At 57.9% G+C, this 22486-nt stretch carries 14 protein-coding genes; 9 read left to right on the plus strand and 5 right to left on the minus strand.

Annotated features, from left to right (window positions below):
• Positions 1-13 precede the first annotated feature (13 nt).
• The 3 genes from RLDS_RS46635 to RLDS_RS46645 are packed head-to-tail and all read left to right on the plus strand — an operon-like array spanning position 14 to position 4834.
• Positions 14-2884 carry a glycoside hydrolase family 31 protein gene (locus RLDS_RS46635; RefSeq protein WP_021227323.1) on the plus strand — a complete coding sequence of 957 codons (2871 nt, stop codon included), beginning with the start codon at positions 14-16 and terminating at the stop codon, positions 2882-2884.
• 50 nt (positions 2885-2934) lie between these two features.
• Complete coding sequence (locus RLDS_RS46640) at positions 2935-4467, plus strand: GH39 family glycosyl hydrolase (RefSeq protein WP_052034177.1); 1533 nt, start codon at positions 2935-2937, stop codon at positions 4465-4467.
• A gap of 22 nt (positions 4468-4489) precedes the next feature.
• Positions 4490-4834 carry an L-rhamnose mutarotase gene (locus tag RLDS_RS46645; RefSeq protein ID WP_021227325.1) on the plus strand — a complete coding sequence of 115 codons (345 nt, stop codon included), beginning with the start codon at positions 4490-4492 and terminating at the stop codon, positions 4832-4834.
• 1 nt (position 4835) lies between these two features.
• Here RLDS_RS46645 and RLDS_RS46650 read toward each other — a convergent pair whose 3' ends face one another.
• The 3 genes from RLDS_RS46650 to RLDS_RS46660 form a co-directional block, all read right to left on the minus strand.
• A complete protein-coding gene (locus RLDS_RS46650) occupies positions 4836-6326 on the minus strand; it encodes a tryptophan halogenase family protein (RefSeq protein WP_021227326.1) in 1491 nt (496 codons plus the stop codon).
• 99 nt (positions 6327-6425) lie between these two features.
• The gene (locus RLDS_RS46655; RefSeq protein ID WP_152528082.1) at positions 6426-9311 is read right to left on the minus strand and encodes a TonB-dependent receptor; all 2886 of its coding nucleotides are present in this window, start codon (positions 9309-9311) and stop codon (positions 6426-6428) included.
• 358 nt (positions 9312-9669) lie between these two features.
• Positions 9670-10506, minus strand: coding sequence for an amidohydrolase family protein (locus RLDS_RS46660; RefSeq protein WP_021227328.1), 837 nt, complete (start codon positions 10504-10506; stop codon positions 9670-9672).
• Positions 10507-10613: 107 nt separating this feature from the next.
• On the opposite strand from RLDS_RS46660, the gene RLDS_RS46665 reads away from it, so the two are divergent.
• The 3 genes from RLDS_RS46665 to RLDS_RS46675 all read left to right on the plus strand — a co-directional run bounded on the left by RLDS_RS46665 (position 10614) and on the right by RLDS_RS46675 (position 16691).
• Positions 10614-11591, plus strand: a complete 978-nt coding sequence (locus RLDS_RS46665; protein WP_236616896.1) for a zinc-binding alcohol dehydrogenase family protein — start codon at positions 10614-10616, stop codon at positions 11589-11591.
• Positions 11592-11691: 100 nt separating this feature from the next.
• Positions 11692-12990, plus strand: a complete 1299-nt coding sequence (gene fucP / locus RLDS_RS46670; RefSeq protein ID WP_021227330.1) for an L-fucose:H+ symporter permease — start codon at positions 11692-11694, stop codon at positions 12988-12990.
• A 614-nt stretch (positions 12991-13604) separates the two neighbouring features.
• A complete protein-coding gene (locus RLDS_RS46675; RefSeq protein WP_152528083.1) occupies positions 13605-16691 on the plus strand; it encodes a TonB-dependent receptor in 3087 nt (1028 codons plus the stop codon).
• Positions 16692-16787: 96 nt separating this feature from the next.
• Here the strand turns inward: RLDS_RS46675 and RLDS_RS46680 are convergent, their stop codons facing one another.
• Positions 16788-17672, minus strand: a complete 885-nt coding sequence (locus tag RLDS_RS46680; RefSeq protein WP_021227332.1) for a LysR substrate-binding domain-containing protein — start codon at positions 17670-17672, stop codon at positions 16788-16790.
• Between the two features lie 118 nt (positions 17673-17790).
• On the opposite strand from RLDS_RS46680, the gene RLDS_RS46685 reads away from it, so the two are divergent.
• The 3 genes from RLDS_RS46685 (at position 17791) to RLDS_RS46705 (ending at position 21074) form a co-directional block, all read left to right on the plus strand.
• Positions 17791-18903 (plus strand): S-(hydroxymethyl)glutathione dehydrogenase/class III alcohol dehydrogenase, encoded by a 1113-nt coding sequence (locus RLDS_RS46685; RefSeq protein ID WP_021227333.1) that lies wholly within the window; start codon positions 17791-17793, stop codon positions 18901-18903.
• A 62-nt stretch (positions 18904-18965) separates the two neighbouring features.
• The gene (gene fghA, locus RLDS_RS46690; protein ID WP_021227334.1) at positions 18966-19820 is read left to right on the plus strand and encodes an S-formylglutathione hydrolase; all 855 of its coding nucleotides are present in this window, start codon (positions 18966-18968) and stop codon (positions 19818-19820) included.
• 1011 nt (positions 19821-20831) lie between these two features.
• Positions 20832-21074, plus strand: coding sequence for a hypothetical protein (locus RLDS_RS46705; RefSeq protein ID WP_021227336.1), 243 nt, complete (start codon positions 20832-20834; stop codon positions 21072-21074).
• A gap of 168 nt (positions 21075-21242) precedes the next feature.
• Here the strand turns inward: RLDS_RS46705 and RLDS_RS46710 are convergent, their stop codons facing one another.
• Positions 21243-22319 carry an FAD-dependent monooxygenase gene (locus tag RLDS_RS46710; protein WP_161626743.1) on the minus strand — a complete coding sequence of 359 codons (1077 nt, stop codon included), beginning with the start codon at positions 22317-22319 and terminating at the stop codon, positions 21243-21245.
• Positions 22320-22486 lie beyond the last annotated feature (167 nt).

The raw sequence follows: 22486 nt of genomic DNA on the forward strand, positions 1-22486 counted from the left end.
ACGGGGGACGACCATGAAATTTTTGTTCATGCTGGCGTCGGTCAGCACTACGGCCCTGTCAATGCCGGTACAGGCGCAGGGCGATCCATATGCCCGGATCGATGGCGGCGTAGCCATCACGCCCGCAAAGGGCGACGCTGCGCGGGTTGAGGTGACGGTCCATGGCGACCGGATTTTCCATGTGGTCGCCATTCCGCGAGCCATGGTGAAAAAGCCGCGCGCGCCCAGTCTGATGGCGCCGGACCCGCCGGCGGCCGGACCATATAGCGTGACCGCCAAGGGCCATCATGTGCTGGTCAAGGCTGCACAAGCGACAGCGGATATCGACATTGACACTGGTTCGGTACGGTTCCTCGATCCAGCCGGAGCGCCGATCCTGAGTGAAGCGCGCGCCGTTGCCTTCGCGCCAGCGACTGCGGGCGGAGAGACGTTCGTGACCGTGTCCCAGCAGTTCAACCGCGGGACGGATGAAGGCCTGTATGGCCTGGGCCAGCATCAGAATGCGCAGATGAACCATAACGGCGCGGACGTCGAACTCGCGCAGCATAATATGGACATCGCGGTCCCCTTCCTCGTCTCTACGCGCGGTTATGGCCTGTTGTGGGACAATAACAGCATCACGCGCTTTGGAAATCCAAAGCCCTACACTCTGGTCGGTGAGGGCATGACGGTCACAAGTGGCGGGCAGCCGGGATGGCAGGCGGACTATTATCTCGACGGCAAGCGCGTGGTGTCGCGTCGGGAAGGCAGCATCAACTATCAATATATTCGTGACCTTAAACGCTGGCCAGAGGCCGCGACAGCAAAGACGGTCGCGGCAACGGGTGGTCAGAATACAGCTGGCAATGCAGCACAAAAGCAGAAGGTCGTCTGGTCCGGCGATATCCATCCGACCGCAAGCGGCGTTCACAAGTTCCAGCTTTACGGATCAAGCTATTTCAAGGTCTTTGTCGACGGCAAATTGGTGCTTGACCGGTGGCGCCAGAACTGGAACCCCTGGTATGCCAATTTCGACGTGCCGCTGACCGCCGGAAAGCCAGCGCAGGTGCGCATAGAATGGGAGCCCAACGCCGGCTATATGGCGTTTTTCCATAGCGACCCCCTACCGCAGCCTGATCGCCATTCAATCTGGTTTACCAGTGAGGTTGGCCAAGCCAAGAATTACTGGTTTATCGCTGGTGGCGGCATCGAAGGGTCGATTGCGGGCTATCGTCAGTTGACGGGGAAGGCGCAGATGCTCCCCAAATGGGCCTATGGCTTCTGGCAGTCGCGCCAGCGTTATGACACTGCCAAGGAACTCACCGATGTCGTCGCCGAATATCGGAAACGACATATCCCCCTGGACAATATCGTGCTGGACTGGCGTTATTGGCGCGATGCTGAATGGGGCAGCCATGTCTTTGATCCGGCGCGCTTTCCCGATCCAAAGGCGATGGTCGACGCGGCCCATGCCGATCACGCCAATGTGATGATATCCGTCTGGCCCAAATTCTATCCCACGACCCAGAACTATAAGGAACTGGCTCAGGCGGGAGCCATCTACCAGGGCAATTTAAGGCAAGGAAACAAGGATTGGGTCGGGCCTGGCTATGCCAGCACCTTCTATGATCCTTATTCGGCCAAGGGACGGCAAATATTCTGGAGCCAGATTGAACGGCAGCTGGCTGATCTGGGCATAGACGCCTGGTGGGCCGATGCCAGCGAACCGGATATGCATTCCAACCTGTCGATCGAGGAGCGGATCGACACGATGGGACCGACCGCGATCGGGCCGGCCGCGCAATATTTCAACAGCTACCCTTTGATGAATGCGCGCGCATTTTACGAGGGATGGACACAGTATAAACCCGATGTCCGACCTTTCCTGTTGACCCGGTCAGGCTTTGGTGGATTGCAGCGCTATGGCGCAGCCATCTGGTCGGGCGACGTTGCGTCGCGCTGGTTCGATTTGCGAGCGCAGATATCGGCTGGCGTCAACGCGTCCATGTCCGGGCTGCCAAACTGGACGCATGATATCGGCGGTTTTGCCCTGGAAGATCGCTATTCGGCAGAGAAGCCCGCAGCCGCCGATCTGGACGAATGGCGAGAGCTTAATCTGCGATGGTTTCAGTTTGGCGCCTTCAGCCCCTTATTCCGAAGCCATGGGGAATTCCCCTATCGGGAGATTTACGAAATCAGCCCCGAAGGATCGCCGATGCGGTCGTCAATGGTCTGGTATGACGAGCTGCGCTATCGCTTGATGCCCTATATCTACACATTGGCGGCCGATACCTATATGCGCGATGGGAGCATTATAAAGGCCATGGCCGCCCTCTACCCGCAAGACGTTGCGGCGCGCGATATCAACGATGAATATATGTTTGGTGATGCGTTTTTGGTCGCGCCCGTCACCCAATATCGAGCGCGCTCGCGGCATGTTTATTTTCCGGGGCAGGCCATCTGGTATGACTTTACCACCGGCCAGTCCTATCGAGGCGGTACAAATGCGCAGGTCAGCGCGCCGTTTGAACGCATGCCGGTATTTGTGCGCGCTGGCGCAATCATTCCAATGGGGCCAGTTACCCAATATGTGAATGAGAAACGGGATGCTCCCCTGACCCTGGCCATCTATCCAGGCGCAGACGGCGAATTTTCCTTGTACGAAGATGATGGGCGCAGCGAACAGTATAAAAATGGCTATTTCAGCCGCATCGCCATTCGCTACGACGATAAGAATGGCCGGGTATCCCTGGGCCAGAGGGAAGGCAAGGCATGGCAGGATATGCCCGAAAGCCGTACGATCCGCGTCAAATGGGTAAAGCCGGGCACAGGAATCGGGGACGAACAGGATTTTGACGCGCAGGTCCGCTACACGGGTGCAGCCATCACGGTCGAGCGTCCATGAACGCGATATTCGAGCTTGTCCGTTGGTTTTGGCGCTGTCTGCCATCGGCGATGGCCCTCCTGATCGTGGGCTTGCCTGTTTCGGCGTCCGCGCAACGCACGATCACGGTGGATGTGGGTCGCGCGGCTGAACCTGTCGATCGGTTTTTTAATCTGTCGGTCGGGTCTGACTATCCCGGCACGCTGATGCGCGAAGACAGTATGGCGCAATTGCAGGTCGCCCGCGATGAACTGGGTTTCCGCTATATTCGCTTCCATGCCATCTTTCACGACGTCCTCAGGACGGTGCAGGTCAGGGACGGTAGGATCATTTATGTGTGGGATGGTATCGACCGTCTTTACGACGATCTGCTGAAACGCGGTCTCAAGCCGTTTGTCGAGCTGGGCTTCACGCCTCAGGCGCTCAAGACGTCTGACAGCTCGATTTTCTATTGGAAGGGCAACACATCTCACCCAAAGCTTGACGAGTGGCGATCCCTGATCGACGCCTTCGCCCGGCATCTGGAAGCGCGCTATGGCGCGCAGGAGGTCCGAAGCTGGTATTTTGAGGTCTGGAACGAACCCAATCTGGATGGTTTTTGGGAGAAGGCTGACAAGGCAGCTTATCTCGAACTCTACAAAATCACGGCCATGGCGCTCAAGAGCGTTGATCCGGCGCTTCGCGTGGGCGGTCCTGGGACGGCAGGGGCTGCCTGGGTGCCGGATCTGTTAAATTTTGCTCAGGAAAACCACTTGCCGGTCGATTTCGTGACGACCCATAGCTATGGGGTCAATGGCGGCTTCCTGGATGAAAATGGCAAAGAGGACAATAAATTGTCCGATGATCCTCATGCCATCACCGACGATGTGCGCAATGTGCGATCGCAGATTCAGGCATCCGCTTTTCGCGATGCGCCGTTATTCTTCACCGAATGGAGCACCAGCTACAGCCCGCGTGACTCCATCCACGACAGCTATATCAGTGCGCCCTATATTCTGGATAAGCTCAAATCGGTCGAAGGGGTCGTGCAGGGCATGAGTTATTGGACCTATTCTGACCTGTTCGAGGAACCCGGTCCACCCACTGCGCCCTTTGAAGGGGGCTTTGGCCTGATGAATCCCCAAGGTATTCGCAAGCCGTCCTGGTTCGCCTATAAATATCTGACTGCCATCCGCGGGCAATCAATCCCGACTGTCGATCGTCAAAGCTGGGCGGCGACGCAGGATGCGAAGATCAGTTTGCTGCTATGGGACTGGACCAAGCCGGTGCAGCCCGTCAGCAACAGATCCTTCTACACAAAATTGCTGCCCAATATCGGGCTCGGCAACGCGATGGTCCATTTTACGGGCGTGCGCCCTGGCCGCTACAGACTGCGCATCCATCGCACTGGCTATCGCCACAATGACGCCTATTCCGCCTATATCGACATGGGGATGCCCAAGTCGCTGACGCCCCGACAAATTGCGTCGCTTCAGGCTTTGACACGCGATGAACCCGAAATAATGGAGGAGATCGTAGTCAAGGGCGATGGGCGCATAGACCGCGAATTGCCTATCAGCACCAATGACATCGTGCTGATAACGATCGACCCGGAAAGGGATTGAGAGCCATATGGCGCGAGATAGAATGCGACACGTCCTGCTGCTGGACATTCATCCCGACGATGCCAGTGTCGCCGCCTATCGCCAATGGCATCGTGCAGGGGGTCCGCCCGAGCACGTCACCCGGTCGATCCGGGCCAGCGGCATAGTGTCGCTGGAAATCTGGCATGTGCTCGATCGATTGGCGATGATCATGGAAACGGAGCCTGGCTTTTCCTTCGAAGCCAAGGCGCGGACCGATGCCGCTGACCCTGACGTCCAGGCGTGGGAGGCCCTGATGGAGCGGTTCCAGCGCCGCCTGCCCGGCGCCCCTGGCGACGTCAAATGGGTCTTGACGGAACGGATTTATTCTTTGGAAGAGCAACCCTGATTTAACCGGCGCACAGGCGGTCAATGTAGGATTTGTGGGTCGGTAATGCCTGCACGCCACGCGCGATCGTGGTGCGCATGCGATCCAATTTTTCACGGACTTCAGCCTCGGGCAAGAGATCTGCCTGAAGATCATATCCGTTCGGGGTCAAGCCTTGACCCAGCATCACCGCAACCCAGCTGGTTTCCGTAAATAGCTCGCCAGGTTCGATCATGACACGCCCGTTGGCAGCGAATAATTCCATGCGATGCGATAGACTGTCCGGGACGGGCATTGCCGCCATTTCTCGCCAGAAATCCGTGTCTCGACGCAAGGTCTGCTTGTAATGCAAGATAACAAAGTCCCGGACGCGTTCAAAATCCCTTTGCATCAGCCTATTATATTCAGCGACCTCGGCCTTATTGATTCCATCCCTTGGGAAAAGCGACAGGAGCGTCGTCACGCCCTGCTGGATCAGGTGAATGGACGTCGATTCTAGCGGTTCGACAAAACCGCATGCCAGTCCCAACGCCACCACGTTGCGATTCCAGGCCTTGGGACGACGACCGGTTTGAAAACGCAGAGGACGGGGATCGGCGATTGCGGGCGCGTCAAGTTGATCGAGCAGACGATCGGCCGCCTGCTGGTCATCAACAAAGCTGCTGCAATAGACGTGCCCATTGCCGGTTCGATGCTGCAGGGGGATGCGCCATATCCATCCCGCATCCTGCGCCGTCGATCGCGTGAAGGGTACGGGCGGGCCGCTGCATTGGCTCGGAACGGCCAAAGCACGGTCCATTGGCAACCAATGCGACCAATTCTCATATCCGGTGTTGAGGGCCTCTTCGATCAAAAGCCCGCGAAAGCCCGAGCAATCGATGAACAGATCGCCAGCGATCTCGCGTCCATCCTCCAACAGGATCGAGCGCACCCATCCACTTTCTCCGTCCAGCGCAACGTCCACAATGCGACCATCCAGCGCCGTGACGCCGCGCCCCGTCGCCACGTCCCGCAGATAGGCTGCGTAAAGGGTCGCATCGAAATGCAAGGCGTAGGATAGACGGGAAAGGACGTTGCGGGGATCCTCTACAGGAGCGGCAAATCGGCCCGCATATGCCGCGGCCGCGGGCAGGGAATAGTCGGACAGCGCCCCCTGTTGCGTCTTCAGCCAATAATGGTGGAAATGGACCCCGCCAAGATCAGCGCCATAGGCGCCGAAGGGATGGAAATAGCTGGCGCCCAATTCGCGCCAGTCGCGAAATTCAATGCCCAGTTTATAGGTTGCCTGTGTCCGGCGTATCAATTCGCCCTCATCCAGTTGCAACAACCTGTTGAGTTGCAGAATGGGCGGGATCGTTGCTTCACCAACGCCTACGGTTCCAATAGCGGAGGATTCGACCAATGTGATCGTCCCGCGGCCCTGTGGAAGGCCCGTGGCCAACACTGCAGCCGCCATCCATGCCGCCGTTCCGCCGCCGACTATGACGATGTCGCGCACCTGATTGTGGCCCATGGATTACCTGCTGTCTTTATAGCCAAGCGAGTATAGCGCCGCAGGGCGAGAGCGCGAAGGGGGGAGGGGGCAGGCGTGCAGACCTGCCCCCGGCCCGCGTCAGAAACGCAGGCGGACTCGTCCTGAAATCCGGCGATCGTCATATTTGAAGTCGCGGATATTGCTGGGTTCGGCCAGATAAGAGCGATATTTGGTGTTGGTGATATTGGACGCGTCGAGCGTGAAGGACACATTGGGCGTGAAATCATAGCTGATCGAAGCGTCGAGAACGCCGTAGGGGCGAACAAATTCGGGCAATGTCTGCGTGCCAACGCCTTGCGTCGTCAAAAGATATTTGCCCCGCCAATTATAGGCGAGCCGGGCGTTGAGACCATATTTGTCGTAGAGGGCGATGAGGTTGTAGCTGTGCTTTGACAGTCCAATGAGCGGCACCTCCACCAGATTGGTGCTGCCGATCGTCCCTTGCGCGACCACGCCGGCATTGCTGTCGGCCAAGGTATAGTTGGCCTGGATGCCGAAACCAGACAACCAGCCGGGCAGGAAGTCGAAAAAGCGCTGACCGCCGATTTCGAAGCCCTTTACTCCGCCTTTCGAGACGTTGACGATCGACGTCACGTTGAACTGGACATTGCCCAGACCTTCGACATTCTGTGTGAGTGCAAAGGTTCGGCTATCGAGCAGATCACGCAAGTTCTTCTTGAAAATCGTTCCATAGATGAACCCTGTCGGCGCAAAATACCATTCCAGCGCTGCGTCAAAGGATGTCACCCGCTGCGGCTTGAGATCCGCATTCCCGGCTACTGTCCCTGTGCCGGCATATGGATTGGTCTGGGCGTCATAAGGCCGGCTGGGATCGACGGTCTGGGGCACCATGCTGTCGCCGTTATAGAGCGGGCTCAGCGTGAAGCTGGGATTGATCTGCGTGAAATCAGGCCGATAGATGTTTTTGGAGAAGGCGAACCGCGCTTGCAATTCCGGCGTCATCTTGAGGCGAAGGTTCACGCTGGGCAGCCATTTTGTATATTTGCGTCCACCTTCATAAGGTTCGAAAACAGACACCTGTTCCGGTGCGGTTCCAGGCGTAACGGTGCCGTTGGGATCGCGATAGGTGAGGGTGCGGAATCCCTTGCCGGTCTCGTCCGTCAACACATAACGAAGACCAGCGTTGCCGTCCCAATCCATGCCGAAGATGGTCGATGCGAACGCCGCGCGAAAATAGGCCGAAACATCCTTTTCCCTGATCCTGCCATTGAACGCGTCAGGAGCGTCGAAGCTGCGGAATCCTACGGTCTGGCCAGAAATCGCCTGGACATCGGCAAAGGCCTGTTCGGGATTGGCGGCAGAGCTCAAACGCCATTGCAGTACAGAACCAAAGACCGAGTTCGCGGCTTGGCCCCGCAACAGGCTGGATTGGAGCGGGTTGGGCTCTATGAATTGCGGAAAGTCGGAGGCAAGATAACAGCCTTCTGGCGTGGACCAGTTGGCGCAGGTCGACCCGATGGTTGTCCAAGTGCCCCATGTGGTATTCCGGTTGATCGCGCTCTTGGCAGAATAACGCGCGCCCACGCTCAGCTTGCGGAGCAGGGAGCCATCGTCAAAATCCCAATCGAGGTCCCCCCGGATCGCATCGGCATTTGCCGTATTCTTTTCCGCATAAGGCTGAATGGCAGTGAAGGAGTAATTGGCGGGATCGGTCAGATACCCTGGGCGGTCTATCAAAAGCGACGGGATTTCTCCACGGGTGTCGAACAATAAATTATAGGATTGGCCCAGGCCGGGGAGGGATTGTTCCGGATTAAGCAGGCTCAGCGTCAAATTCACCTGCTGCACACTGGCGGTCGAATGAATGTGCTGATAATCGACGCGGGCATGAAGATTGTCGGTCAGGTCCCATTTGACGCCGGCCGAATAGTCATTGGTCATCGTCTTGCGATTGCCCTGATAGACCACGCCGCTGCCCGAAGGATTTTGGAGCGATCCTGACGTCGCCACGCCATCCTCGACCGTATAGGTCGATCCTGGCGTCGGTGTCAGCGGGTTGCCGGTTGCGAAGAATGATAGTCCGTAATCATGATAGCGGTAATGCGCCGTCAGGAATTGAGCGTAAACCTCGACATTGTCGGTCGGTTTCCATTGCAGGGCAGCCGCCGCACTGAAACGTTTGCGGTCCCCGACGGCATCATTGAAGCCGCCACCATGCGAGACCTGCACATTCTGATCCTCATATCCGGGCACGGGCGTCGCCTGAACGTCAGCGCCTTCGATCGGATCGGGGCCGTGAAAATAATAGGGCTCCATCTGCACGGCGTCCTGCCGGAAGGCCGTCTGCTGCCAAGAGGCGTTGACCAGGAAGCCGATTTCTCCCAGTCCCGTATCCCATCTGTTGCTGTACAGCCCGGAAGCGCCAAAACGCTGTTTTTCGGCGAAGTCATAATAGGTCGTGCTGCCTGTGGCAGAAATGACCTGCCCCGGCGCGTCAAATGGCATGCGCGTGCGCAGATTGACGGTGCCGCCCAACGATCCCTCGATCAATTCGGCTGACGGATTTTTGTAGACATCGATGCCGGCAAGCAAGTCAGGACCAATTTCCTCGAACGAGAGGCCCCGTCCGCCATTGGCGGAAAAAATGTCACGGCCATTGAGTTCCGTGCGTATCTGCGTCAGGCCGCGGATCGCAATAGCGCTGCCTTCGCCACGATTGCGCTGAATCTGGATACCCGAGATGCGCTGCAAGGCTTCGGCGACGTTGGTGTCTGGCAGGCGGCCAATGTCTTGGGACGTGATAGAGTCGACCAGCTGTTCGGCATTTTTCTTGATTGCTTGGGCGGAAGCGAGACTCTGGCGCAACCCGGTGACGATGATGTCGCCTTCGGTCGCTGCTGCTACGGAGTCGGCGCCTTCATCCTGCGCGATTGCAACGGTGCAAAGACTTGAACAAGCCAGCGCCATAATGGATGCGCCGCCCAGAATCCTGCTGATCCTCACCTGTCTTCCTCCCCATCTGTCCGGTGCGAAAACCCCTTGGCACCGATCTTGCCGCCAATCTGCGTTAGCAGAAATGAAAATATATATTCATTTGTAAAAGTCAATCGAACGTGTGACGTGCCCGTTTGCTCCAGAAGGCGTCCTTCGACCCGCCATTTTTCGAGTGTTAGGCTGGTATCAAATTGGCCGAGAAATCGACGATCTAGAGGTGCATTTTCGGCTGCCGAATGATGGCGGCTACGGCCGCATCAGCAGCGAAACGAGACGATACGCCTGAGCTGTCAGGGAGAGGGTGCGCCTCGCAGAGGATCAGACGGCCCTCGCTCACCGGCCGGTTGGTTGGCTGCGCCGCCGCCGATTATCGGGGGCCAATGTCCAAGGCGTAAGCGGTTACGGCATTTTTCCCGAAAATCGCTTCTTCGCTACCGGGGCAATGACGCGCCACATAATCGGCAATTAGATCATGGACTAACCGATAAGACGCAGCGAGCAGGCATACGGGCCAGTCTGATCCCCATATCAGTCTGTCCGGACCAAAATGGGCCATGACATGATCGAGATATCTTTCGAAATCCGATGAATCCCACCGCTGGTGGTCTGCTTCCGTCACCAGACCGGAAATTTTGCACCATATGTTCGGATACCGGGCGATGTCTGCAATATGAGCCGCCCATGGCTGCCACCCGCCAATCTTAATGGCGGGTTTGGCCGCGTGATCCAGTATCCAGCGGCCCGATCCTGCTTGGTCCAAAAACTGCGGGATGCTCGCCAGTTGCTCATGGTTCACCAGAACGTCATAGGCAAGACCCCGCTCCACCACGGCACGAACGCCGCGAATGAAACGATGGCCAAGCAAAAAATCGGGATCGGATTCGTCCTGAACGACATAGCGATACCCGACCAGGCTAGGATTGCTTTGCCGATGAAGCTGGATGTCTATGTCATCCGCGCGCAGGTCTACCCATCCCACGACGCCTAGAATGGCAGGGTGGGTGGCGGCCAACCCCAACAACCACTCCGTTTCGGCACATGATTGTCGCGCCTGAACAGCGATGCACGCGTCAACGCGAGCATCCTCCATCGCTTTTCCGAAATCAGCCATGCCGAAATTGCGCGCTATGGCCGATCCTGGTTCGATCCAGCCATAGGCACATGGATCATATTGCCAAAGATGATGATGGGCGTCTATTCGCATATCTGCGCACACACTTGCATATATGATATTGCGCGTCTAGTCTTGACCATAGTAAGGATCGGAACTCCCTCATGAAGGCTGTCGTGTGTATTGAACCGCACCAGATTATGGTGGAGGAACGCGCGTTGCCACAGGCCAAGGCTGGGGAGGCTCTGGTCCGCATCCGGCGCATAGGGCTTTGCGGCACGGATTATCACATATACTCTGGGCGCCACCCCTATCTCTCCTATCCGCGCGTCATGGGTCATGAACTTTCAGGCGAAATCGTCGAGGTTCGGGAAGGGTCTTCCTTCCGGCGCGGTCAGTTGGTGGCGATCAACCCCTATCTGGCATGCGGTCAGTGTATCGCCTGTCGCAAAGGCAAGCCCAATGCCTGCGTCCACATTCGCGTGCTGGGCGTGCATGCGGACGGCGGAATGGCGGAATTTTTGCTGGTGCCAGAAGCAGCGCTGATCGATGCTGAAGGGCTGTCGGTCGACGAGGCCGCCATGCTGGAATTTCTGGCGATCGGCGCACATGCCGTGGCGCGTTCCGCCCACGCGCCAGAAGACCGTATACTGGTTGTGGGCGCTGGCCCCATCGGTATTGCTGCAGCGCTTTTCGCGCGGCTGAACGGCGCGCATATCACGCTGATGGATACCAGCGCCTCGCGCCTGAACTACGCGCAAACGCATCTTGGCTTTGACGAAATCGCACCGGTGGACGGCAATATGAGCGATGCGATGGCGGGCCGGACCAATGGCGAAATGTTCGATGTCGTGTTTGACGCGACCGGGTCGCTCGAGGCCATGGCCCGAAGCCTGGACTATGTAGCGCATGGAGGAAAGCTCGTTTTTGTCGGCGTGGCGTCGGGCGACGTCATTCTGTCAGATCCCGAATTTCACAAAAGGGAAACGACTCTGATCGCCAGCCGCAATGCTCTTGGCGCGGATTTTGAGCGGGTAAAACACGCGATTCTGGATGGGTTATTGCCCGTGAGGGCGTTACACACGCACAGCTTCGACGTACAGGACATGCCGCACCGCTTGCCGGAATTGATTGACGGTGCCGACCATGTTCTCAAAGCGATCGCCAGATTTGAATAGACAAGAAAAGGCAGGTCGGCGTCGCGCCACATTCCGCCCAGGATATCGGGGTCGATAAGGCGCATTTGCCGGCCGTCCATGATAGGGAAGAGGAATATCGATGATCGAAGCGCCCCAGTCCACCGCGGCCGACAGGGAGGATGGGGAGTTCGTCCATGTTGGCTTCCGGTGGAGCTTTTGCCTGATCGTCAGCCTTTTCCTCCTTTGGGCGCTCGCCAACAACCTCAATGACGTTCTGGTCCGCCAATTTCAGAAGTCGTTGGGATTGAACCGGGCGCAGGCGGGATTCATCCAGTTTGTTTTCTACATCGGCTATTTTGTCGTGGCCTTGCCGGCGGGTTTGCTCATGCGCAAACTGGGGTACAAAGCAGGTATCATCCTGGGCTTGGGACTGTATGCCATCGGCGCGCTGCTCTTCTACCCGGCATCGCTCGCGCTGCGTTTCGACATGTTCCTGTTCGCATTATTCGTTATCGCCGCTGGCGCAGCCTGCCTCGAAACCGCAGCCAACGCCTATATCGGCTTTTTCGGTTCGCGCGCGACTGCTGTCCAACGGTTGAATCTGGCCCAGGCCTTTAACGGCCTTGGGGGCTGCGTAGCTCCCGCAATTGGCGGGATGGTGATTTTCTCAGGCGTGGAATATGGCGCCGATACGCTGGCAGCCATGTCCCCCGCCCAGTTGGCATCATATCGGATGACTGAAGCAGCTACGGTGCAGATGCCCTATATGCTGTTGGCGCTTGCATCCCTTATCATCGGTATTGCGGTGTATTTGGCCAAAATGCCGTCAGTGAAAGACGCTCAAGTCGCCCCCTTGCGTCAACAGATGAAAACCCTCTGGGAAAGCCGCGCACTCAAAGGCGCCGTCGCAGCACAATTTTTCTATGTCGGCGCTCAAGTGGGTATCTGGAGCTTTTTCATAGACTTCGTCAAGGACAGCCTGCCTTGGCTCACTGAGCGGCAAGCCGCATTTCTGCTTTCGGGCAGCCTCATCCTCTTCATGGTCGGGCGTTTTTCCGGCACCATTCTCATGACTCGGATAAGGCCTTGCGCTCTGCTGGGTTGTTGTGCGGTCGCCAACATCCTGCTTTGCGGCTTAGCGGCGCTTTGTTCCAACTGGTTGGCGGTTTCCGCCTTAGTCCTGACCAGCTTTTTCATGTCGATCATGTTCCCGACCATCTTCGCGATGGGGGTGGCGAACCTGGGTGCCGCTCGCCCCCTTGGATCGTCGATGATCATCATGGCGGTCATTGGTGGTGCCATTCTGCCCCCGATCATGGGCTTCGTCGGTGTCACTTGGGGCTCGATCGCACCGGCTATGATGCTGCCCGGTCTGTGCTTCGTCATCATCGCGATCTATGCGCAACGCACGATGCTGACACGTCATCCTATACCCTGATGGGATCGAGCGTGGTGATCGGCCGAGATCATCGTCAACGATATGGATGCGCGCCGGCAGCATGGCCCCGGCCTGAGGCAAGCGTTGCTGAACGTCAGCCGGCGAATAGCGCCTGCAGTGTAGATTGGTAACGTTACATCGGATCTCATGCCTGCCGGTGCGATCGACTCGATTTGGACGCATACCTGCCGACATAATGCAGGCGGATGGCATAACGAGACCTGCGCCTGCCCTTCACAGATGGACGCGGATCAAAATGGTCAGACAAATCCAGGATCGCCTCCAGCTCACTTAGCCATGTGCTAATGCAAGCGCCATACCGCCGCTGCTTCCTATGCAACAGCGCGAGAGCCACGGATTTTCGCCGTTTTGACGTGTGCTGACCCTTGGCCGCGGACTAGCCGGTCACTGTTTTAACTTCCCCTCAGCTGCGATTATGCGCTGTTCAGTAGCTCTCCATATAGCATTTCCATCAGGGCGATGACGGCGGCGCCCATCGCGGACTTGAGAACCGATTGTCATTCCAATTGACAAAATAGTTGTTTCCTCTAATAGCGCTATGGTAGCGATACCACAGAATGACGCTACACATTGGACACAGGAGAGGGATGCCCATGCGCTACGCAAAAAGTGAACTCCGCGGCTTTTTGATGGCCGCTTCGACGATTGCCATCATGGCTGGCGCTGGCGCTGGGGGCGCTCAGGCTCAGGAAGCCCAAGCGATCGCGCCGCAGGACGATGCAGGCGTCACCGACATCGTTGTAACGGGATATCGGGCGTCTCTGCAGAACTCGACCAATGCAAAGCGCGAAGCGATCGGCTTTACCGATTCGATTTTCGCACAGGACATTGGCAAATTCCCTGATACGAACATCGCTGAATCCTTCAACCGCATTCCTGGCATCACCATCAGCCGCGATGTCAACGGCGAGGGCGTCAACGTCGCCATTCGCGGACTTGGATCCAACTTCACCAATGTGACCCTGAACGGCGCGCCGATCGCTGTTTCGTCGTCTGGCGCGACCGACGCGCAGGGCACGGACCGTTCCGTCGACCTCAGCTTCTTTCCCACGGATCTGTTCACGAAGCTGACCGTCAACAAAAGCTACACCGCCAATTTGCTGGAGGGCGGCGCCGCAGGTAACATCGACATGCGGTCGGCACGGCCCTTCGATCGCCCGGGCACACGCTTCACCTATAATCTTCAGGGCGCGAAACAAAGCGGCGTCGATAAGATCGGTGCGCGCGGTTCGGCTATTTTCAGCACGACGAACGACACAATGGGCATATTGGTGGGTGTGTCAGGCCAGCGTCTGCATACCGACAATCGCGGGTTCGAAACGATCGGATATACCAATCCCAATTTGACCGCAGCCCAATGTGGAACGGCTACAAACTGCAACGCTACCGGGGGCGGCAACTGGACAATTCCGGCGACCGTACCGGCAGGTGCAGGCGCAGGGACAGTGGCTGGCCAGACAATTGACCAGGCCTGGCTGCTCGCGAACAATCCTGGCGCGACCATTCAGCAAATCGACAATGGATTGCTTCCGCGCCTGGGACGTTTTTCCGCCCAATATGGCCGTCGTGACCGCATCAACGCCATCGCCAGCGCGGAATTCCGGCCGACGGATGCGATGCATTTTTACATCGACGGACTCTACGGCTATAAAAAGAATGACCTGAAGCGTGAAAATATCGCGTGGATCGTGCGTAATAGCCAGATCATTCCCACCAACACGACGTATGACCGTGAAGATTGTTCTGCTGGCTGTCTCGCCACGGGCGGAACCTACGCAAATTCGCAATTCTTCCTGGAATATCGGCCTCTTATCGAAACCACCAAGCTCTACAGCATCAATCCCGGGCTGGATTGGGAGCTGGCCGATCGGCTGAAATTGTCCATCCAGGCGAATTACACGCGCAGTACTTTCCACCGCGAAGTCCCGACCGTCGGTCCGGTGACGGCGCTGGGACAGGGCGTGAATGTCACCTATTCCACCAACTCCAACGGCGCCCCGACGATCGACGCCAATGTCGATCTCAACGACCCCAATAATTTTGTCTGGACCGGCGGTCGTCTGAACATGCAGGACGAACGCCGTCTCAACAAGACGAAGGGTATCCGCGGATCGCTCAATTGGGGTGACGAAAACTTCGCTATCCAGGGCGGCGCCAATTATGATGACATCAGCCGCCGTATCCGGGGGTTCGACAATACGTCGGCGTGGCAAAATGCTGTTTGTGGCGGCAATCCCAGCGTCACGCTGCCGAGCCCCAATAGCCAGCCGCCATGTCAGGGCCTGGCAACCGTCCCGGCCGATGCAGGCTACCCCACTTATCCCGGCTATGGAACGGGCTACACGGCTGGCCAGACGGGAACGGTGAATTATGGCGGGTCGCTTATCCCGACCGGACAGCTGCCCAATTTCCTTATGCCAGGACGGGCCGGCTTCGTCACCGTTGACTGGGACAAGTTCAAACAAGCCTCCAATTACGATTTTTATCATGACAATGCCCCTGAATCGGGCGGCTCGAACACGGGTGCCAGCGGTGGCTTGATCCGGGAAAAAAGCTGGGCGGCCTATCTGATGGCCACCGGCAAGCAGCAGATCGGGGACAATGACCTGCGCTTCAACATCGGTGCGCGCTATGTCCATACCGATCAGACGATCGAAGGACGCGTGTCTTTGACGGATCCGCGCAACACGCCGGACAGCGGCGGTCAGTTGCCGGACGGCTCACGCTATCCCAACATCATCAATTTCGTGCGGACATCGAATAGCTATGACAAGTGGCTGCCGGCGGCCACGCTGGCCTATAATCTGGGCGACAATGCAGTGGTTCGGGCAGCATTTTCCGAAACGATGACGCGTCCGGATCCGGCCGCGCAATTGCCTGGTGTCGGCTTTGGCGATCCCTCGGCCGCTACCGCTACCATCGGCAACCCGGCGCTGGAGCCCTATTATTCCCGCAACCTGGATTTCGGCGTAGACCTCTATACCGGACGGGAAGGGCTGATTTCGCTCAATGCCTTCCGCAAGTCACTGACGGGCTTCACGACCAATCAGATCACGACGCAGCCATTTTCCTTCCTTGCGCAATATGGCATCACTTATGACTCACTCAATCCGACCCAGCGTGAGGCGATCAATCTGCGCGGCGGTCCCACCGTCGCCACGGTGCAGATCCAGACGCAAGTCAATGTGCCCAACAAGCTGACGGTCAATGGCCTGGAATTCCAGTGGGTTCAGCCGCTCGATTTCCTGACTGAACGGTATCTCAATGTGCGCGGCTTTGGCTTTAACGCCAATGCGACGATCGTGGATCAACGCAGCGATGGTCCGGCCACGGCCTTTGGCGTGTCGCCGTTCACCTATAACGTGATTGGCTATTACGAAAATGGCGGTGTCAACCTGCGTGTCTCCACGACATTCCGTGAAGGATCGCAGAGCAGCGGGCTCAATCAAAATGGCATACCCGCCGCCGGTTTGTTCAATGACGATTATCAGCAGTGGGATTTCTCATCCAGCTTCGACCTGGAAGAGTTGTTTGGCTGGAAGGGCGCACCGCAGGTGACGCTGGATATTCAGAACTTCACAAACTCCACTCTTCGCAGCTATTTCCAATTTGAGGGCGCTACCTTCACCCAATATAAGCCGGGCGTCCAATATTTCATCGGCGTCCGCGGCAGCTTCTGACGCAAAAGAAGGGCGGAGCCACAAAGCTCCGCCCTTTTTCATTGTTACCCGACCTTAGGGTCAGCCGGCATAACGTCTCTCGGCACGACTTGAACGTCAGATCCCTTTCATTTCGATCGAGATTTCGTCTCGGATATAGTCAATCGCACTGCGAATTTTCGGCATGAGATGACGCCTTTGCGGGTAGACCGCCCAAATCGGCTCGTCATCTGGCTGGATGCCAGGCAAAATCAATCTCAATTGGCCGCTGCGCACATAGGGCAGCACATAGAATGTGGGTAATTGGCAGATGCCCATGCCCGACAAGCAGGCATCTACAACCGCATGGCCGCTGTTGCAGCGAAACCGCGCTTTGGGTCGGTAGATGACGGAGCTGCCATCTACCTTGAAATGCCAGGTCATGTTGGTGCCAGCCAGGCATTCGTGACGATCCAGATCCGCCACCTGCGCGGGTTCGGGGGCACGATCAAGATAAGCGGGCGCCGCGCAGGTGAGGAAGGTTCGTTCGCCAATGCGTGTGGCGATAAGCCGGGAGTCCGCCAACTCACCGGTACGGATGGCGAGGTCATATCCTTCGGCGATCAGGTCCACGACCCGATTGGTAAGGTCCAGACTTACGCTGAGTTTAGGGTAGCGCGCAGCGAAACGACGCATGATCGGCGCCACAAAGCGTTCACCCATGGCGGTCGAGCAGGTCAGGCGCAATTCACCTTGCGGGTCGCCGGTTGCGTTGACCAAGGCCAGCATCTCATCCCGATCCTGGATGAGGCGCCGGCAATGCTCAAGCAACATAATCCCCGTTTCCGTCAGCCGGACGACACGCGTCGTCCGATAGAAAAGCTGTGCCTGCAGTCGCTGCTCCAGGTCCATCACGGCCCGACTGACATGGGACGTCGAAGCCCCCAGTGCACGCGCGCCGCCGATGAAGGAGCCAGCACCCGCCACGGCTACAAATTCGTCGATCCCATTCCAGGAAGTCACGCTGATTATCCCATATTTGAGATTATGATTCTCCTCCGTGCTACTTATCGCACTCTGGGGATATCGCTATAGCTCCCTGAAATTGAGCCCGGCAGATGAATGTGATTGGGAGCGACGCATGAAGACGAGAGCAGCCGTAGCCTTTGAGGCAAAAAAGCCTCTGGAGATTGTCGAACTGGATCTGGAAGGCCCCAAGGCGGGCGAGGTTCTGGTCGAAATCATGGCAACCGGGATCTGCCACACCGACGCTTACACGCTTGACGGGCTGGACAGCGAAGGAATTTTCCCGTCAATTCTGGGTCACGAGGGCGCCGGCATTGTGCGGGAGGTCGGGGCTGGCGTGACGAGCGTCAAGCCCGGAGATCATGTCATCCCGCTCTACACGCCCGAATGTCGCCAGTGCAAAAGCTGCCTATCCGGCAAAACTAATTTGTGCACGGCCATCCGCGCGACGCAGGGCAAAGGTCTGATGCCTGATGGCACCACGCGATTTTCCTATAAGGGACAGCCAATCTATCACTATATGGGCTGCTCCACCTTTTCCAATTTCACGGTGCTTCCCGAAATCGCCGTCGCGAAAATTCGCGAGGACGCGCCATTCGACAAAAGTTGCTACATTGGTTGCGGTGTCACGACCGGGGTCGGGGCGGTGATTAACAGCGCCAAGGTCACACCCGGTTCCAATGTGATCGTTTTTGGCCTGGGCGGGATCGGTCTCAACGTATTGCAGGCTGCGCGTCTGGTCGGCGCAGACCGGATCATCGGCGTTGATATCAACGACAGCAAGGCGGAATGGGGCTCGCGCTTTGGCATGACTCATTTCTACAATCCGGCCGGCAAGAGCACGGCCGACGTGGTTGCCGATTTGGTGGCGCTGACGGACGGCGGCGCAGACTATACGTTCGATTGCACAGGAAATACCGAGGTAATGCGCCAGGCCTTGGAAGCCTGCCACCGGGGATGGGGCGTGTCCACGGTCATTGGCGTAGCCGAAGCAGGCCGCGAGATTTCGACCCGTCCGTTCCAGCTCGTCACCGGCCGCGTGTGGCAGGGCAGCGCCTTTGGCGGTGCCAAGGGCAGGACTGACGTGCCCAAGATCGTCGACTGGTATATGAACGGCAAAATTGAAATCGACCCGATGATCACGCACGTCCTCTCGCTTGAGGAGATTAACAAGGGTTTTGATCTTATGCATGCTGGCGAGAGCATTCGGTCTGTGGTGGTGTTCTAACGCCGCCAGTTGAAATCGGAAGCATGACAGACCGCCAGCCAGGCTGACGGAAGCGAGGTGCTATGACTGTTCAAACCGTGTCCACCAATCGCAGCTTCGATGGCGTTCAGGGGGTATATCGTCATACTTCCCGCGCGACCGGCACGGATATGGTATTTTCCGTATTTGTTCCCCCGCATGCGGAGGGAACGAAGCTGCCCGTGGTCTGGTATCTTTCCGGCCTGACCTGCACGCACGCCAATGTCACCGAAAAGGGGGAGTTTCGTCGGCTTTGCGCCGACCTTGGCCTGATCTTCGTCGCGCCCGATACGAGTCCGCGCGGCGAAGGCGTGGCCGATGATGCTGCCGAGGCCTATGATTTTGGCCTGGGCGCCGGATTTTACGTCGATGCAGTGGAGGCTCCTTTTGCAGCGCACTATCGCATGTGGTCCTATGTGACAGAAGAATTGCCGAAACTGATCGCGGACAATTTTCCGGCCGATCCGACGCGGCAATCCATCATGGGGCACAGCATGGGGGGGCATGGCGCTTTGACCATCGGCCTTACCCATCCCGACCGCTTTCGTGCTGTATCCGCCTTTTCTCCTATCGTAGCACCGTCTCAGGTTCCGTGGGGCGAAAAGGCGCTGGGGGGCTATCTGGGCAATGATCGCGCGGCTTGGCGTAAGCATGACGCTGTCGCCTTGATCGAAGATGGCGCGCGTTATCCTGAATTGCTGGTCGATCAGGGGGATGCCGATCCGTTTCTGGCGGAACAGTTGAAGCCACATCTGCTAGCCCAAGCTTGCGATAAGGCTGGCATCACCCTTCTACTGCGATTGCAACCGGGTTACGACCATAGCTACTTCTTCATTTCCACATTCATGGGGGACCATCTGCGCTGGCACGCCGAGCGGCTGGGGCAACCGAAGCGCTGATATAACCCCATTCAGCCCGCCTTGGTCGCCCTTGGCATCTCGGCCATGGGGTGTTGATTGACGCAAAGAAGTGGCCCCTTACTGAATCTGAATTTGACAAGGCTCAAATCGAGGATTGAACCGCGCCGGGTTTGCCGGAGTCTCCAACTCTTGAGTAGATGGAGCCAATACGAGCAAGACGACGAACAAGTTTGCGCCGAAGGTGGGCGATCGAGCGATCCGGATGGTGCTGGATCACGAGCGGGATCCTCCATCACGCTGGGCGACGGTTGTGTCGATTGCCGACTCACCATCGACACTGGACGAGTGGGTGGAGAACCACCTCCCGATTCCTTTCAACATCACTCTGCGCGATCCTGGAATCAGCAGGGCCACCTTCGCGCAAACGCTTTTTCTCGCAGCCTGCTAAGGCGTGTAGGGTTTGTCATGCGCTGACTGCCATTGATCATGACGCAGGTCTTTTGAAATCGTCGGCAATCAAGCAGCATCCTATGTCTGTCCGCTTATGGTAGATGCGGAAAGGGAAAAGCGCTAAGCTCGATCAAGCCGTCCCATGCCAGAGTTGTGGAACTCAGGACGAGATCGCCATAGGTCACGCGCGAATAGCCGAGCTCGAAGCCAAAGGGATAGAGCGCTTCGTTCGCGACCTCGATGTAGCGCGCCTTGAAGAAGGCGGGCTCGCCCGGCGCCTGGAGACGGCCGGTCGACTTGTGATTGTGACAGAAGGGCTGCTGCCCCGATTCGTGCGGAAAGCTGACGGGCAGGCGGCCGGAGGGCCGACCCTGCCGGTCAGCATGTCGGCATAGCCGGCAAAATGTTCGGGGCAGGACGCGACGCTAAGCGGCGAGGCAAGATCGTCGCCTTGAAAGTCGCGCACATAGGCCTCGGCAAAGCGCGACGTAAGATAGGGATCACGCGGCCCCAGCGCTGGTCGCCGGACGAACAGCGGCAGCGCCGACGACGCTGGCCGGCTATCCGGTCGGGGGCAAGGGGCTGCCGCCGTGGGCGCAGATGGTCGCCGCGACCGACATCGCGGCCGAGCGAAACAGCGTGCCGGTCTATGCCGGCGACCATATCCGCGTCACCGCCATCGAGGCGAACCACTATCAATCGTCACCCTCGATCCCGCTGCCGCACATGCCCAGGGCCTTGACCTACTGCATCGAGGTGGGTGGCAAGACGGCGGCCACAGCCGGCGTCAAGCCGGTGGTGAAGCACTACGACTATGACGACATTCGTTGCCACTTTCCTTAGGAGATCGTGCGTAGGCTCCAAAAAATCGGCCTAGCATGAATAATGAAGCATGCTATCCTACTAGGCTTGGGATCAGCAACAAGCAGCTCTTGGATATTCCCTTTCGAGATCATGGGCACCGTCAGCTATTTCGGCTGCCGGCTCGCACCAAGCACGATGCTGTTCGCCTTAAAAAGGTTGGTTTAACCGGCACAGCGCTCCCTCCAGAAGATTAGCATGTTGATCCGGAGGGCGATGCGCAAGCTGGAGTTCACCCATCGCGACACTGGTTTCAATGACATCGCGGCAACGGTCAAACCGGCGTGCTTCATAGGCGTCGAGCCCGGCGCGCACATCGTCATGTGAGGCAAGTTCCTCGGCCAAAGCGATGGCGCTTTCCACCGCCATGCCGGCCCCCGAAGCAAGATGCGGAGTCGTGGCGTGAGCGGCGTCACCCAGCAAGACGACGCGACCCATTGACCATGGCCGAGGTTGTAGCGCGGCGACCAGAGGCCGGTAGTTGACCCAGTCGTTCATCGTCATCGTATCGCGGATCCAGCCTGCGTTGCCGCCAAAGTCAGCAAGCAGCGCCTTCAACGTCCGGAACAACTCCGCGTCGTCCATGAAATTCTCACGATCCTCGTGCGGCGTGAGCATCCACAGATACACGGTGTCGGCACCACAAAGCGTGATGCCGCAGGGATTGTCATGGCCCAGGAAAAATTCGCCGTCTTCCAGCCCGGGTGGCTTGCGAATGGAGATACGCCAGCATCCTTGGCCGGTGGGCCGGGGCGGTTGCATGTGAGGGAACGCGAGTTGCCGGATGGTGGATGACACGCCGTCGGCGCCGATCACCAGGTCATATCGCGCCTCTTCGCCATTGCTGAGCGTGACATTGACCGCATCATCGCGCTCCTCCATTGCCGACACTGTAACGCCCAGACGCACGGGCAGGGCAAGCTGTTCGACCCGGCGTTGCATGATGCGATGAAGGGTCGGCCGCATGATGCCGCCGGTGGCGGGAAGCCCTTCCTCGATCACCGGCTCTTCGAGAATGTGGAGCAGCGTGCCGTCAAAGCGGAACAGGCGTGTGCGGCTCGTGATCGCGCCCTCGCGCTTGATTTCGTCGAGCAAACCCAGCCGGCGATAGGCGCGTAATGTCGGGCCGGTGATGGTTATTCCCGCACCATAGACGCGCCACTGCGGATCAAGATCGATCAGAGACACGGCGACGCCGCGCTCCGCCAAGCTGATGGCCGCGGCCATCCCCCCGATGCCCCCCCCAACGACGAGCGCGCTCGTCACGCTGCAAATATGATCTTGTGCCATGCCCATCGACTAGCGTGATGGATGAAACAGACAAATCCGAACTGTGGATGCCTTTCCATCCATATAATCGGTGTGACCTCCTGGCCCGGGTTCGATAGCTGCAG

Source organism: Sphingobium lactosutens DS20 (assembly GCF_000445105.1).
Taxonomy (GTDB): domain Bacteria; phylum Pseudomonadota; class Alphaproteobacteria; order Sphingomonadales; family Sphingomonadaceae; genus Sphingobium; species Sphingobium lactosutens.

Excerpts from the sequence above, each read along its gene's own strand:
- RLDS_RS46635 (WP_021227323.1), top strand. The coding sequence starts at position 14 with ATGAAATTTTTGTTCATGCTGGCGTCGGTCAGCACTACGGCCCTGTCA.
- RLDS_RS46640 (WP_052034177.1), top strand. The coding sequence starts at position 2,935 with ATGGCCCTCCTGATCGTGGGCTTGCCTGTTTCGGCGTCCGCGCAACGC.
- RLDS_RS46645 (WP_021227325.1), top strand. The coding sequence starts at position 4,490 with ATGCGACACGTCCTGCTGCTGGACATTCATCCCGACGATGCCAGTGTC.
- RLDS_RS46650 (WP_021227326.1), bottom strand. The coding sequence starts at position 6,326 with ATGGGCCACAATCAGGTGCGCGACATCGTCATAGTCGGCGGCGGAACG.
- RLDS_RS46660 (WP_021227328.1), bottom strand. The coding sequence starts at position 10,506 with ATGCGAATAGACGCCCATCATCATCTTTGGCAATATGATCCATGTGCC.
- RLDS_RS46665 (WP_236616896.1), top strand. The coding sequence starts at position 10,614 with ATGGTGGAGGAACGCGCGTTGCCACAGGCCAAGGCTGGGGAGGCTCTG.
- fucP (WP_021227330.1), top strand. The coding sequence starts at position 11,692 with ATGATCGAAGCGCCCCAGTCCACCGCGGCCGACAGGGAGGATGGGGAG.
- RLDS_RS46675 (WP_152528083.1), top strand. The coding sequence starts at position 13,605 with ATGCGCTACGCAAAAAGTGAACTCCGCGGCTTTTTGATGGCCGCTTCG.
- RLDS_RS46685 (WP_021227333.1), top strand. The coding sequence starts at position 17,791 with ATGAAGACGAGAGCAGCCGTAGCCTTTGAGGCAAAAAAGCCTCTGGAG.
- fghA (WP_021227334.1), top strand. The coding sequence starts at position 18,966 with ATGACTGTTCAAACCGTGTCCACCAATCGCAGCTTCGATGGCGTTCAG.
- RLDS_RS46705 (WP_021227336.1), top strand. The coding sequence starts at position 20,832 with ATGGTCGCCGCGACCGACATCGCGGCCGAGCGAAACAGCGTGCCGGTC.
- RLDS_RS46710 (WP_161626743.1), bottom strand. The coding sequence starts at position 22,319 with ATGGCCGCGGCCATCAGCTTGGCGGAGCGCGGCGTCGCCGTGTCTCTG.